This is a genomic window from Bacillus sp. AR4-2, from assembly GCF_008274865.1.
GTDB lineage: Bacteria > Bacillota > Bacilli > Bacillales > Bacillaceae_G > Bacillus_A > Bacillus_A cereus.
The window spans coordinates 3,237,835-3,251,901 of the sequence record NZ_CP031062.1; the positions used below are offsets into that span (position 1 = coordinate 3,237,835).

The window sequence follows — 14,067 nt, forward strand, 5'->3', positions numbered from 1 at the left end:
AGGAGAGAAAAGATTAATATAAACCGATGCAGCTAAGTAATATTATCGGATCGAATGTAGTGTAATCACATATTTCTCATTCTCTTAAGTAAGGACTAAAAATAACCTATCCATAGAGCTACTAAAACCACTACGAATAAAGCAAAGCAACATGTAATATTTCGAATCCACTTTTGTATATCACCAAAATACCTTTCTATAAATATAGCGTTGATAGTAAGCATAAGAAATAAAACAATGTAAGTAAAAGCACCCAATTTATCGTTAAACTTCTCATTTGTAAATGTACTTACATGAAGGAATAGAAAAACAAACGTTACTATAAATAGCTCAAATAGCCTTTTTTTATTCACCCCACCACCACCTTACAGTAATCCCCTTTTATTCCATTTTATCAGAACATACTATGGAGCAGCATATGAATATTATATTCATGTTAAAAAGGCCAACAATCCAAGATTGTTAGCCTCTACTTCCCATATTCGCACCTTTTATCACTTTACTTCCTAACAACTGGAATCCACATTTCACCAAACACTAAGCCGTTTCTTTTCCCCATCTCAACCGTCGTATTTGGTCCACCAACATAAGCAAACTCATTTGCATCTGGTAAAGCTTGACCGAAGGCGATACCAGTCAACTTATTACTTAGCTCTTCAGCCGTTTTGTCCTCCCCTTTCACTACTAAGTATTCTCCCCTCGGAAACTGGATTACTCTAGATTCTTCTTCTATTTGTGCTTCTGTCATGACACCCGCATAATACATCATTTTGTTATTCACCGCTTCGCTCACGGAAAAAATGTATTCATTTGTCGCTAAAGCTTTTAAAGTGTCCAGCCTTCCATCTTCTTTAACAGCCGACCAAAAGTCTTCCTTTTCTTTATTTATTCCAGCAAAGTCTGTGTATTCACTCTTAATTTCAGTTCCAATACCTAACACAATAAAGCTATCTTTTTCTTCTATAGTATAATTTTTCATATGCAAAACCTGCCTCTTTTTTTATTAATCAAACGATTTATCTTTTCATCTGATACGTTTATAATACCTTTAAACCATATCAAAAAATGATACTGTTTAGGAGACTAAAATGAAAAAAGTTGAACGGATTAATACAATTATGCGGTATATCAACAACCGCTCTCACTTTACAATTTCTGAAATTATACAAGAATTTAACATATCACGGTCGACAGCTATTAGAGACATTAGAGAAATTGAAGCTATGGGAATGCCACTTGTCGCTGAAGTTGGGAGGTCCGGGGGATATTTTGTTATGCACAACTCTATCCTGCCCGTTGTTCGCTTTACTGATAATGAAGTGAAAGCTCTTTTTATTGCCTTTATGGCTACGAGGAATCAACAACTTCCCTACCTAAAGAGTCGTCAATCTTTAGCCGAAAAACTACTAGGACTCATCTCAGAAACCCAGCAAGATGATCTCGTTCTTTTAAATCAACTCTTGCTTTTCCAAGGGACTAACCCTCATAATCCCGATCTACTTGAGCTTTCTGATCTCCCCCATCCTATGTTAGAAAAACTCATTCAAATCCTTCTTTTGGATAACCATTTATTGATTACCATTAAAGAAGATGAAGAAATCAAGACTTATCCAATTTATCTATTGCACCTTTATCAAGAAAAAAGCCATTGGATCATTGAAGGGTTTGACTTAAAAAAAGAAAAGAAGATGATGTTTCCTGTCGATGATCTCATTAATATCGAACCATACACGACGAACAAAAGGCTAAATAAGAAAAAGATTTTAGAAAAACTAAGTAAGAAGGACGAAATAATCAACTTGGTACTTGAACTTGGACCAAAAGCAATTGCCCAGTTCAAAAAATACCATCCTTTAAAAATTTCAATATCTTATACTAATCCTTACCAATCCACAGCCATTTTAAAAACTTTTATCAATGTTAACAATCCCGATGAAGTGACGGAAATAATAAATTGGCTGCTTTTTCTAGGGAAGGATATTAAAATCAAAGAAATACCCGATGAAGTATTAGCAGATTTACAAAAACGAGTGTGCTTATACATTCCATAAGCAGTGAGCCTCAAATATTAAGCTTTATCACTGGATAATTATCCTATTTTTAAATACCATTTCATTTACTACAATGAGAGCATGATAAATAATAAAAGCACGGAAAATCTCCCGTGCTTTTCTAAATATATATTATTCCTGAAGGTTTCGTTTATCACGTTTCTTACCCTAACTGACGTTTAAATGCTTTACTGGCGAAAAAGTAAGAGATGACCATTATACCTACGCACCAAGCGAGCGCAATCCAAATATCGTTTCCAACAGTTCCTTCATATAAAAGAGCACGAATCGCATTCACGATTGAAGTTACAGGCTGATTCTCTGCAAACGCACGAACAATTTTTGGCATCGTTTCGGTAGGCACAAAGGCCGAACTAATAAATGGAAGAAAAACTAGCGGGTACGAGTAAGCAGTCGCCCCTTCCATAGACCTCGCTTTCAATCCTGGAATGATAGCTAGCCATGTTAGCGCCAGCGTAAACATCCCAAGTATCCCAGCTACCGCGAGCCAATCTAGAATATTAGCACTGGAACGGAAACCCATTAAGAGTGCAACAAGAATAACCACCACGATAGTAAGTACATTAGCAACCAGAGAGGTTAGAACGTGAGCCCACAATATCGATGAGCGCTTAATAGGCATCGTAATGAAACGTGCCATCAGCCCACTCTTTACATCCGTAAATAGTCGAACGGAAGTGTAAGCTACACCGGATGCGATAGCCATTAGCAAAATTCCCGGCAATAAATAATTAACGTAGTTTTCCGTTCCAGTTTTTATTGCGCCGCCAAACACGTAGACAAATAATAGCATCATCATAATCGGTGTAATCGCCACTGTAATAATTGTATCCGGACTGCGCATAATGTTACGCATTAAACGACCTAGTAATACACCTGTTTTACTTTTCATTTACATCTCCTCCTTTTTTCCAATGATCGCAAGGAATATTTCTTCCAATGTCGGTTGCTTCTCGATATACTCCACTTTTGCTGGCGGGAACATCTCTTTTAGTTCAGCAAGAGTACCTGTCGTAATAATTTTTCCGCCATGCAAAATAGCGATACGGTCTGCCAGTTGTTCTGCTTCCTCCAAATACTGAGTCGTAAGCAAAATAGTTGTACCGCTACCAGCAAGTTCCTTGACTGTATCCCACACTTCGATTCGCGCTTCAGGATCAAGTCCAGTCGTTGGTTCGTCAAGAAAAATAACTGCTGGCGCCCCAATCAAACTCATCGCGATATCAAGCCGGCGCTTCATCCCGCCTGAATACTGATCTGCCCTTTGGTTTGCCGCATCAGTCAGGCTAAATCTTGCAAGTAGATTGTCAGCAACTTGAGCGGGATTGGAAACACCACGTAATTTGGCGATCATTATCAAGTTTTCCCTCCCAGTCAGCATACCGTCTAAAGCTGCGAACTGCCCTGTCAAACTGATACTTTGACGAACATGATCTGGTTGACTCTGTACATCAAATCCACAAATACTTACTTCACCGCTATCTTGCTTCATGAGTGTCGAAAGGATGTTGACCGTTGTCGTCTTTCCCGCTCCATTTGAGCCTAGCAGCGCGAAAATTTCTCCACGCTGCACCTCAAAATCTACCCCTTTTAAAACTTCCTTATCTTTAAAGGATTTTTTCAAGCCTTTTACAGAAATCGCTGCATGACTCATACTTTTTTCCTCCCTATAAAAATGTTTTGCGAAGACTATTTATTTACCTCTATCTATTTAGTATCACTGATATTCTGTATTACTTAGTACCGAGTTAAAAATATAACTGAATAGCTATGATGGCAATTCATATGTGTAACCAGCTAATCAGTCTGTACTACTTATTCCATTTATTTTTTTCTCAATTTCTTCATAATACTTTCATTCAAATCTTCACGATACTTGGAGACGTAAGTTTTAGCATTTGCCACTAGTTCGTCAGCAAAGGAAGCCACGTCATCCCCAGTAATGTCAAGCACTTGTCTTCCTTCCGCTGCACCCGCTTCGAACAAATCGATTAATTCATACTGTATGTGTAACATATCCATCCCGTTACCCGCTGAAAAATTCCACATGTAGTTTTGAATTTTCTTAAATACAAATTGGTAGTCCTCTGGCAGAGCCTCAACTCGTGCCATCATCATTTTGTACTCTTTTTTATCACCAATTAACTTTTTGAACATTTCTAACATCTTATTTTCCTCCTTTTTTATAAAACCGAACAAGAAATTCCCAAAGTATCGGCCGGAACATTTTATCTTATGAACCTATTTTGACTTCAAGACGTTAATTTTTGACGATACAAAATCCCATTTTTCCCAAAACAATTCAAGCTCCTGGCGGCCTTCTTCATTTAATGAATAAAACTTACGAGGCGGTCCCATATCTGATGGTTTCTTTTCAATATTCACAAGCTTTTTCTTCTCTAATCGTACGAGGATGGTATACACCGTACCTTCCACAACTTCGGTAAACCCAAGATCATTCAGGTGGCGGGTAATCTCATAGCCATACGTTTCACGGCGACTAATGATTTCCAGTACACACCCTTCCAGTGAACCTTTCAGCATTTCAGTTAAATTTTCCATGTCCTGATCCTCCTTTACCCCCTATTCTGTCTGACTTATATTCAGTATCACAGAGTACTAAGGCGAATTTTTTACTGAACAGTTTTTGTGAATCCGAACTATTCAGTATCACTTATTACATCTACATTGTATGACTAAGTAGTTATGGATGTCAACTTTATTTTCAAAAAAATTAAAAATCCGCTTTACCCTAATCGGATACAGCCTACTTTTTTGTTGTAAGGACCATCACACTAGCAAAACAGAACTGATTCAAAGTGTAATTTAAATCAGCTCTGTTTTATTGTTTTTATACCGATATATCTTGTTTTTTCACGATACAAATTGTTTCTCACTACCATTCCCATTGCATATAAAGCATAAAGGCAAGTGCGGTCAGAGAAAATTTCCAGAGATTATCCGTACATGATACGAGCCCCTAAAATACAATTCTGTTAGAAATCTGTTCTCTATATTCTCTTTTATTTTATTTCTGATAGTTGATTAGCAACACTATCTAAAAATTTTTCTACCTTTTCTTTTGATGTATCCGGCGCATGATAACCGATCGTAAATGTAAGCCTTCCATTATAAGAGCTTGCTCCCATTGAAAAGAATGGTGCATACATAATAGGTGATGCCATATACCCGTCCTCAGCTTGAATTTGACCAAACTGAATAGGTTCCTCAGCAATCACTCCCAAATTTGTCAGTAATGGCAACGCCATCCCCATCTGTACAGCCTGTTCATATTGCTGATTATACATTTCCTTCACTGTAGATAGCTTCATTTCTGCCAGTAACTCCATTCCTGCTGCTGAAGAAAGACCTGGATTTTGAGACTTTATTTTATCCATTGATTGTTTAACTCGAACAAGAGTCTGCTTAAATGTTTCATCGTCTTCCATTTTAATCACTGGCATTTCCATACCAGATAAGTTGCAAATAGCACCAGTTGTATTATTAGGCAGATATCGACGTAAATCAATTGTCAAACCAATCATTTTTTCTGCAGTGCGAGGTTCTGCATACACAGTGAAATGTGATAAAACTCGGAAGTAAGCAGTCATGATTACATCATTCAAGGTAACCTGTTGTGCTTTTGTCCATTGGGTTAAACGTAGAGTTTGCTTATGGCTCAATCGCCGTACGGACATTTGGGGAAATTTATTTTTGTTAGGTTGAGATGGAAAAGACCATAACGATGCCTGTTGTTCTTGGTTAGGACGATACGCACTTTTTATGTCCGATATTCCAGCGTATTTGAATACATGTGATTGATCTCGACAACTCTCATTTCCCTCATCAAATTCCTTTATAATTTGCTTCTTAGACCGTCCCAATGAAAGGTGAGTATATATTGTTCCAAGCAATTTTATATATTCCTTGACTCCTGCACCATCTGAACATAGATGAGACAATTTCACAACTAACATATCTATTGTAGTGCCCCGTAATAATTTCGTTTGAACCATAGGCCCCTGAATACGATCACCAGGTTCCTTAATAAAATCTATTGCCATTATTTCAAGTTCTTGATTATTTCCTTCTGCAAAAAAGCAAATAGATGAGTTAGTGTCAGATGAATGTTCCTCCCAGTAAGGAATATCATTTTCTACAAACCGGCTGTTCAAAACTGGTTGCAATTGCAACGTTATCCTTACTGATTCTTCAAGTATTTCCTTAGATATACCTACAGGAAAATAAAGAACTGCATTAATTTGTTGATCTGCAGAATAAAGACCTAATACATAATTCATTCGATCTTGTGGTGTTACTGAATACTTTCTTTTCTCCATAATTCCGTCCCCCTTTAGGACTTTTTGTATAACCCTATTTTCCATATGCTTGTAATTTTTCTAGTCATTTTTCTTCAAGAGCTAATAACGCTTATTTTTCGAATTTTTAACAAAATCATCTTCTCCGTATTGGTTTCATTCTTTTTACAGGTGATATATTCATTATTTTATTGTTATCAACACTGCCTAACCTCACAATAAAACCAAACAAAAATAAATTAAGTTTACATATACATAAACATTTTATTATAACGTCTACAAATTATCAATACAGCAAATAAATCATTTTTATGTCTGTCAATAAAAAACAATATATTCAAGGGCCACTTCATAATAAAAGATTGATGTGCATGTAAATGTACCCATATCACTTTCAAAATAAGAATGAGAATTTTTTCAACAAAAATAAGATGCAGTTATTGATTTTACAGTAAAAAAAGCCCCTCCATTTTGAAAATGCGCAATCAAAATGAGTAGGGCTATTTCAAATTTAAATTTTATAAAAGAATGATTATCATAAATAATATTTTACTTTTTAGTCTACCTTATTATTTTCAATCCATTTTCCTAATAAATGAATGGATTTTATTCCTATAATTTGAGGTGGTATCGTTGGTTTTTAAAAATAGAAAGCTTATTTTCAAATCAAATGAAAAAGAGGTAAAATTATAGATATTCATGTAGAAATTTCGTTTTGGGGATACTTAAAATCTTAAGGTGATGGGCATGTGGTGTTACACTTTAAAAGCTCTATAAAATTTATAGATATAGCGATTTTCTTTATTAATAATCATTTGTATGTGCGTTTACTCACACACATACAAATGATTTATAAAACCACAATTAAGTGAAAACATCTTTTCCGTTACGATAACATCATAGCCATGTCTTCTGCTGCATTTGTAACTAGTTTTAAACCAAATGTTTCTTGTAATACATCAAGCACGCCAGGTGAAATAAATTCAGGAGCCTTTGGACCAATGCGAATATCTTGAATCCCAAGACTAAATAGCCCGAGTAAAATGGCAACCGCTTTTTGTTCAAACCATGATAGTACAATACTTACTGGCAATTCATTCACTTCACATTGAAAAGCATCAGCTAAAGCAGCCGCTATTTTCACTGTAGAAATTGAATTATTGCACTGTCCTAAATCAATGTAACGCGGAATTTCCGTACCAGGTACAACACCGTAATCCACATCATTAAAGCGGAATTTCCCGCAAGAAGTTGTTAAAATAACCGTTTCTGGCGGAAGTGACGTTGCTAATTCACGATAATATTCTCCGCCTTTTCCCGGTGCATCACAACCGGCGATAACAAAAAAACGCTTTATCTTCCCCTCTTTTACTGCATCAATAATTTCTGGAGCTAATGATAATACTGTATTATGATGAAACCCTGTCACTAACTGTTCATCCGACTCCATATGTACTTCTGGAAGTTCTAGCGCTTTTTGAATCAATGGTGTAAAATCATCATTTTCAATTTTTTGTACACCTTCTAAACCTGCAATTTCATATGAAAAGAATCGATCAGAGTACGAGCCTTTAATTGGCATAACACAGTTCGTTGTAGCTAATATGGCACCAGTAAATTTTTCAAAAAGGCGTCTTTGATCATACCATGCCTTACCGATGTTTCCTTTTAAATGTTTATATTTTTTCAGCTGCGGGTATCCGTGTGCTGGTAGCATTTCAGAATGCGTATAAATATTAATGTCTTTTCCTTCTGTTTGCTTTAATAGTTCTTCTAATGCAAATAAATTATGGCCCGTAACTACAATTGCTTTACCTTCTACACGATTTTGTGTAATTTGTACAGGCTCTGGCACACCAAAATGATTCGTATGTGCCTCATCCAATAACTCCATCACCCGTAAAGCTGATTTCCCAACTTTCATAGCCATATCAATATGCTCTTGTTCGTTAAAGTTAGAATTTGTTAATGTCATATATAAAGCTTCTTGTGTTGTAGCATCTACAAATGCATCCGTATACCCTAGCTGAGCAGCATGTGTGCGATAAGCTGCAATTCCTTTTAGCCCAAACACAATCGTATCTTGTAAACTCGCAATCGTTTCATTCTTGCCACAAACACCCATTACTTTACATCCGCCTGTTGGCGTTTGTTCACATTGATAACAAAACATATCATCCCACCCTCTCCCAATCATTCATTACACCTTAAGCATAATACCCATTGAAAAAAAGTGATGTGATATCAATCACAATAATATATAAAGATTTGTGACAGTTCATATTGTTGACATAATACTTTTATTGACATCCAAAAAATATACATTAGTGTGCACACATCTTTCGATACTTTTAAATAGCTAAATAATTAATTTGGAGAAATATATACAACGAAAAAATTTTTTTGAATCCCTTATACAAATAATTGCAATTCATCTCATATGAAAATAGCGTATTTTTTATTTTAAGGAACTATCATTTTTTTATTAAAGCCTTCATTGTAAACCTCTTTATTTACAATACATTTACATTATCTTAACATTACTTACATTATTTATATGATATATTTATATAGAAGCTACTTAAGAAATTTCATATACATTTTATCTTTATGATCTCTTATCCAATCAATAAAAAGATCATGTTATATTTTTATAACAGGGGTGAATTACGATGACTGAAACTTTAAAAACACTTATAATGCTTGATGCTACTTACGTTGTTATTGCAATTATGACAGTACTAGTATTTGTATACTTGGAATTAAAATCTCAGTAATATATGCTGACGTAATCGACAGATTCAGCATTTAAATATAGTTAGAAGAAAGAGAGGAGAAAATTATTTCTCCTCTCTTTTGTATTTCTACAATTTCTTATTTTAATAAATCCAATGTATGTAAAAGTAATCCCTTGCCTCCTACTTCTCCATGACCAGGTACTACCGAATTTATATTTCCATATCGCTTCAGCACATTCTCAATCGATGTAGACCATTCATTTACATACGCATCCGCAACATTTCCTAAATCTTTAGCTTCCGCAGATTTTACTAAACAGCCTCCAGCTAAAATTTGATATTGTGGCAACCAAACAACAATATTATCTTCTGTATGTCCTTTCCCTGGATAGAACGTTTCTACTTTTGTATTGCCAAACTTCAAATTCGTAACTGTTTGTAAATCTCCAAGTGGCTCTTCATATCCACTTTTCTTTGCTAGTTCTGCGGTTAATGCTGTACTATGCGCTTTAATTCCTCTTTCTTTCAACGTTTTTATTCCGCCAATTCGATCGGCGTGCGCATGTGTAATAATGACATCCGTTACGCGCTTCTGAAATTTCTTTTCTACCATTTCTATTAGTTCCTTCGTTAATTTGTCATCCCAAGAAGAATCAACAAGCACTAGTCCTTTAGCAGTATTAAGAACTAGACCGTTCGAAGGAACTGCTTCTCCATTAAAATAACCTAACTCCGTATGAACCCATACATTCTTGTTTAACTGAGATATTGAAATGGCTCCCGTCTCATTTTTTATTACTGTTTTCTCTACCTTTTGTGATGCTTGTACAGAAGAAATTGTGCTAACAAATTGAATTGTTCCTAGTAAACCTACACATAATCCTACTTTTAACAACGTATTCTTTTTCATGTCATCAACCCTTTCTTTCAAGCTAAATAGTTATTACCTATATTAGACAATTTATCTCAAATGTTTGTTCCATATAATTGGACACTTTATAATCGCGGCTTATGTAAATACACGCATGGTGCAGTGAAAAAGATCACCCAAATGGATGATCTTTTTTATAATTTATCAACATATTGCTTCGCTTCTAGTAAGGAAAAACCAAAAGCTTCTCTTACTCTCTTAACTGCTGTAACTTTTTTTCCTTCTTCTACAAGCTGGCGTAGTTCTTTATTAATTTCAGGTTCTCTTTCTACAATTCCCATTTCTTTCGTAATTAATTGTAATCTATCTTCAATTCTCTTTAAACGCGCATCATTTTTCTTTTCAATTGTAGCTAATTTTTCAGCGATATAAATGAAACCAAAGGCTAATATCAGTATAACCATCCAGAATTCCATAAATGTTCCCCTTTACTAACTTTCATTTGTTTTATTTCACTAACTTATGTAAATTTTACCACATGAAACATTTACTGTATAATGCCACTATATCAAACTGTTAATAAAACCTATTATTTTAGGGGGACACTTTATGAAAAGATTTTTAAATACGTTACTTCAATTTGTAGTTCTTTCAATCTTGCTACATTTATTATTTGATATAGTTGGTTGGCTTGTTTTCAATGCACCAATTAAAAACAAACAAATCATTATTTCTTTAATAACAATCTCATGGGTTATGTACATGTACCGAGACAAATTTTTTCAAAAGTTCACTTCAAACTAACAAAAAAAGAAAACACTTCATTGGTGAATGAAGAAGTGTTTTCTTTTTTTTACTACTGTATAATAAAAATAATATTCTGTCTTTAAAGAAAGGAGTCACCATGAACTTAAAAAGTAGCAATATATACGAGAAAATGAATCAATATTCCGTTGCAAGTTTAAGCCTCGCTGTTATACGTAATGGCAAACTAGATGAAGCGACTGCCTTTGGAACACTTGAAGCTGGAACAACTAGAGCTGTTACTACAAATTCTCTCTTTAATTCTTGTTCTATCAGCAAATTCATCACTATAATGCTCGTACTAACATTATCAGAGCATGGTATCGTGCATTTAGATGAAGACGTAAATGATAAACTCACATCTTGGAACATTCCTACTAATCTATTTACTTCACAAAAAAGCATCACTTTGAGAAACTTATTAAGCCATCAATCTGGACTCATTGATCCACCTAATAGTTTTGAACATTATACACCTGCAAAAGGATTACCTAATATGTCTGAGCTCCTTTCTGGTAAAACACTATATTGTCCCGTACCTATAAAGGTAACTTATAAACCAGAAAGTGAATTTCACTACTCAGACGCAAGCTTTTGTATAACCGAACTACTACTTGAAGATATTACAGGAAGATTATTTAGTCAGTTATTAGAAGAACACATCTTCCAGCCACTACAAATGAAAAACAGTACACTTTTCTCTCCACAAGACATAGATAAAACCGACGTTTTTGCTTGCGGACATAATAAAGATAGAACTGTAACAAATGAGAAGTATCCATTTTATCCATTTGCAGCTGCTTCAGGTATTTGGACAACACCAACTGACTTATCAGCTTTAGTTATTGAAATCATTCATTCCTTACAAGGAAAGGGCAAACTAAAACTTTCTCAAAAATTAGTAATAGACATGATTTCTTCTCAAGGTTGCTCAAAATGGACTGGATTAGGTGTTTTTCTAGATGATTCAAATGAAGACTTACAAATATATTCACTTGGATGGGGCGTTGGATTTCAATGTATGATGGTTTGTTATCCATACTGCGGGAATGGTGCTGTTATTATGACTAATTCCGATTTAGGTGTTCATCAAATGGAAGGGATCATTGGTGAGGTTGTAAAAACGTTATCCTTATAATGAAAATAAAGAAGCTGTTCCTTCCAGCTTCTTTATTTATATAACATTTTTCGCAACAATTTTTATATGTTCTGGTGCGATAATCTCCGTTATACTTTCTTGGAAATCTTCCCGCAACATTTCTTCCAAATGTTCTAACTGCACTTCAACATGTGTGCATTCTAAATTATGTATATTTAATAGTGCATAATGATCTTTTTTCTTAATTACTAAATATTGATTTTCCTCTGTCACAAGCACAGAACCTAATCGTACTCCTAGTAAGCGTTGATCATCAAACTTCATAATTACTTCTCCTTCCCTCATATAAACAAAACTAAAATGAAAATAATTACATTTATGGAAAAACACGATTATTTAGACTATATCATAATTTACTAAAATAGAAATATCTTTTTCTGTTTTAATAAAAATCCCTATTTTTTCATATATTTCGATACAAAAAACTTTCTCAACATGAAATTTGAATTTTCAGTTTTTAATTCTATGAAAATCTATTATAATAAAGTTAATAAATGTTTGACCTCTCCTAATTCATGTACATATGGATGATCAGTAGTTATCGCTACTGATCTATTTTTTTGATTTCAGAAAGTACATACGCTGCATCCTTTCCTACACCACAAATAAGTGCGGAACCTCTTTGAGACTGCCACGGTAAACCGATATAATACAATCCTCCTACTGGACTTATCCCCTTTACATGATTGGGAAGTCCATTCTCATTCACTGCCTTTTCAATTTCAATCCAGTTATAATTCTGAATAAAGCCTGTTGACCATATAATACTTTCTGCACTATATGTTTCACCGTTCTGAAACATAATGTTATTTTCTGATGCACTTACTACTTTTTCCTGTAGTTGTATTGCTCCATTACGAATGAGTTCCTTACCTTCAAATCCAAAAATAGGATCTTTTCTCTTCTGAAACCATTTCCCCCTCTTGGTACTAACTTCAGCATACAATACACCCAATTTTTCTAACCAATTAAAAATACTTTTTCTAAAAAAATGTAACGGTAAAAACGTTAAAGGATGACTGATAGACATCATAACTTCATGAGTTTTTGCAAGTTCTACTGCTATTTGCATCCCTGAATTCCCACCACCTACTACTAGTACTTTTCCCTTAGGAATTTGTGATGGTGATTTATATTGTGATGAATGTATTTGAAAAACATGTGATGATAGATTTGCTGAAACTGAGGGAATAAACGGTTGCTGAAAACCACCTGTTGCGATAATAACTTTTTTCGTTTGTAAAATTTCTGTAGGAGTATATAATTCAAATATATCTCTTTCTTTTTTTATTTTAAAAACTTCAGTTTGCAATTGAACCGGTAATTGAAAATGTCTTGCATATTTTTCTAAATAAGTTGCAATTTCATCTTTATATGGAAATTCATTTTTTTCACCTATTAACGCCATACCCGGCAAGCTACTGTAAGACCTTGGGGTAAAAAGCTGCAAAGAATCATATCGATTTCTCCATGAATCACCAACTCGTTTTCCTGCCTCAAGTAATAAAAAATTATACCCTTCTTGCTTCAAGTAATATCCCATTGTTAATCCAGCTTGACCCGCCCCAATAATAATTAGATCTTTCATTCTAATCCCTCCTCTTCTTAAACGTATGAATACTTGTTCATATATTCATACGTTTCCATAATCATAACATTTTATTTTTATATAATTCAATATCTACTCAAAATAAAAAAGAGCAGTTCACTGCTCTATGAACTACTCTTCATTCCATTTCTACAATTTTTCCTCGTACAGTGTAATTCTATTTGAAAACGGATCAATTACAGTTAATTCAATTGTACCCCAAGGTGTTTTTTCTATATTCGGCTTCGAATAAGCATATTCTTTACTTAATAATACAGAATGATAATCCTTTACATCATCTATTTTGATCCGAATCGCACCACCTGGTGAGGCATCACCATGATGTTCTGATAAATGTATCACAGCATCCTGTAACGAAATTTGCAAATATAATGGCATATTTTCCTCATACCGATGTTCCCAATCCAGTTTAAATCCTAAAAAACCTAAGTAAAATAGTTTTGCTTTTTCAATATCAAAAATTCTAAATATAGGTGTTATCATTTATACTCTCCT

The 14,067-nt window shown here is 34.4% G+C and carries 16 protein-coding genes; 3 read left to right on the forward strand and 13 right to left on the reverse strand.

Annotated features, from left to right (window positions below; translation table 11 throughout):
• Positions 1–95: 95 nt before the first annotated feature.
• Positions 96–353 (reverse strand): DUF3963 domain-containing protein, encoded by a 258-nt coding sequence (locus tag DN399_RS16695; RefSeq protein ID WP_001036206.1) that lies wholly within the window; start codon positions 351–353, stop codon positions 96–98.
• Positions 354–499: 146 nt separating this feature from the next.
• Positions 500–979 (reverse strand): GyrI-like domain-containing protein, encoded by a 480-nt coding sequence (locus tag DN399_RS16700; RefSeq protein ID WP_000801038.1) that lies wholly within the window; start codon positions 977–979, stop codon positions 500–502.
• Between the two features lie 109 nt (positions 980–1,088).
• Here DN399_RS16700 and DN399_RS16705 point away from each other — a divergent pair, with 109 nt between their 5' ends.
• Positions 1,089–2,051 carry a helix-turn-helix transcriptional regulator gene (locus tag DN399_RS16705; RefSeq protein WP_086385117.1) on the forward strand — a complete coding sequence of 321 codons (963 nt, stop codon included), beginning with the start codon at positions 1,089–1,091 and terminating at the stop codon, positions 2,049–2,051.
• A 163-nt stretch (positions 2,052–2,214) separates the two neighbouring features.
• Here the strand turns inward: DN399_RS16705 and DN399_RS16710 are convergent, their stop codons facing one another.
• From DN399_RS16710 to DN399_RS16745, 8 genes are all read right to left on the reverse strand, one after another.
• Entirely contained in the window at positions 2,215–2,964 is a 750-nt protein-coding gene (locus DN399_RS16710) for an ABC transporter permease (protein ID WP_000837816.1), read from the reverse strand.
• The gene (locus tag DN399_RS16715; protein ID WP_006929456.1) at positions 2,965–3,726 is read right to left on the reverse strand and encodes an ABC transporter ATP-binding protein; all 762 of its coding nucleotides are present in this window, start codon (positions 3,724–3,726) and stop codon (positions 2,965–2,967) included.
• A 170-nt stretch (positions 3,727–3,896) separates the two neighbouring features.
• Positions 3,897–4,238 carry a DUF1048 domain-containing protein gene (locus DN399_RS16720; RefSeq protein WP_000891986.1) on the reverse strand — a complete coding sequence of 114 codons (342 nt, stop codon included), beginning with the start codon at positions 4,236–4,238 and terminating at the stop codon, positions 3,897–3,899.
• Between the two features lie 75 nt (positions 4,239–4,313).
• A complete protein-coding gene (locus tag DN399_RS16725; RefSeq protein ID WP_000429487.1) occupies positions 4,314–4,634 on the reverse strand; it encodes a PadR family transcriptional regulator in 321 nt (106 codons plus the stop codon).
• Between the two features lie 461 nt (positions 4,635–5,095).
• Complete coding sequence (locus tag DN399_RS16730) at positions 5,096–6,412, reverse strand: condensation domain-containing protein (RefSeq protein WP_000415478.1); 1,317 nt, start codon at positions 6,410–6,412, stop codon at positions 5,096–5,098.
• Between the two features lie 865 nt (positions 6,413–7,277).
• Positions 7,278–8,564, reverse strand: a complete 1,287-nt coding sequence (gene hcp, locus DN399_RS16735; RefSeq protein ID WP_002183800.1) for a hydroxylamine reductase — start codon at positions 8,562–8,564, stop codon at positions 7,278–7,280.
• 701 nt (positions 8,565–9,265) lie between these two features.
• Positions 9,266–10,039, reverse strand: coding sequence for a BcII family subclass B1 metallo-beta-lactamase (bla2, locus tag DN399_RS16740; RefSeq protein WP_046392920.1), 774 nt, complete (start codon positions 10,037–10,039; stop codon positions 9,266–9,268).
• Positions 10,040–10,194: 155 nt separating this feature from the next.
• Complete coding sequence (locus DN399_RS16745; protein ID WP_006929472.1) at positions 10,195–10,476, reverse strand: hypothetical protein; 282 nt, start codon at positions 10,474–10,476, stop codon at positions 10,195–10,197.
• A 133-nt stretch (positions 10,477–10,609) separates the two neighbouring features.
• Here DN399_RS16745 and DN399_RS16750 point away from each other — a divergent pair, with 133 nt between their 5' ends.
• Together DN399_RS16750 and DN399_RS16755 are read left to right on the forward strand one after the other, a co-directional pair.
• Positions 10,610–10,804 carry a hypothetical protein gene (locus DN399_RS16750; protein ID WP_006929474.1) on the forward strand — a complete coding sequence of 65 codons (195 nt, stop codon included), beginning with the start codon at positions 10,610–10,612 and terminating at the stop codon, positions 10,802–10,804.
• A 100-nt stretch (positions 10,805–10,904) separates the two neighbouring features.
• On the forward strand, positions 10,905–11,942 hold the full coding sequence (locus tag DN399_RS16755; RefSeq protein WP_149149835.1) for a serine hydrolase domain-containing protein: 1,038 nt from the start codon (positions 10,905–10,907) through the stop codon (positions 11,940–11,942).
• A gap of 36 nt (positions 11,943–11,978) precedes the next feature.
• Here the strand turns inward: DN399_RS16755 and DN399_RS16760 are convergent, their stop codons facing one another.
• The 3 genes from DN399_RS16760 to DN399_RS16770 form a co-directional block, all read right to left on the reverse strand.
• Positions 11,979–12,227, reverse strand: coding sequence for a hypothetical protein (locus tag DN399_RS16760; RefSeq protein WP_000666948.1), 249 nt, complete (start codon positions 12,225–12,227; stop codon positions 11,979–11,981).
• A 280-nt stretch (positions 12,228–12,507) separates the two neighbouring features.
• Positions 12,508–13,551 (reverse strand): flavin-containing monooxygenase, encoded by a 1,044-nt coding sequence (locus DN399_RS16765; RefSeq protein ID WP_149149836.1) that lies wholly within the window; start codon positions 13,549–13,551, stop codon positions 12,508–12,510.
• Between the two features lie 150 nt (positions 13,552–13,701).
• The gene (locus tag DN399_RS16770) at positions 13,702–14,055 is read right to left on the reverse strand and encodes a glyoxalase superfamily protein (RefSeq protein WP_000632403.1); all 354 of its coding nucleotides are present in this window, start codon (positions 14,053–14,055) and stop codon (positions 13,702–13,704) included.
• Between the last annotated feature and the right edge of the window lie 12 nt (positions 14,056–14,067).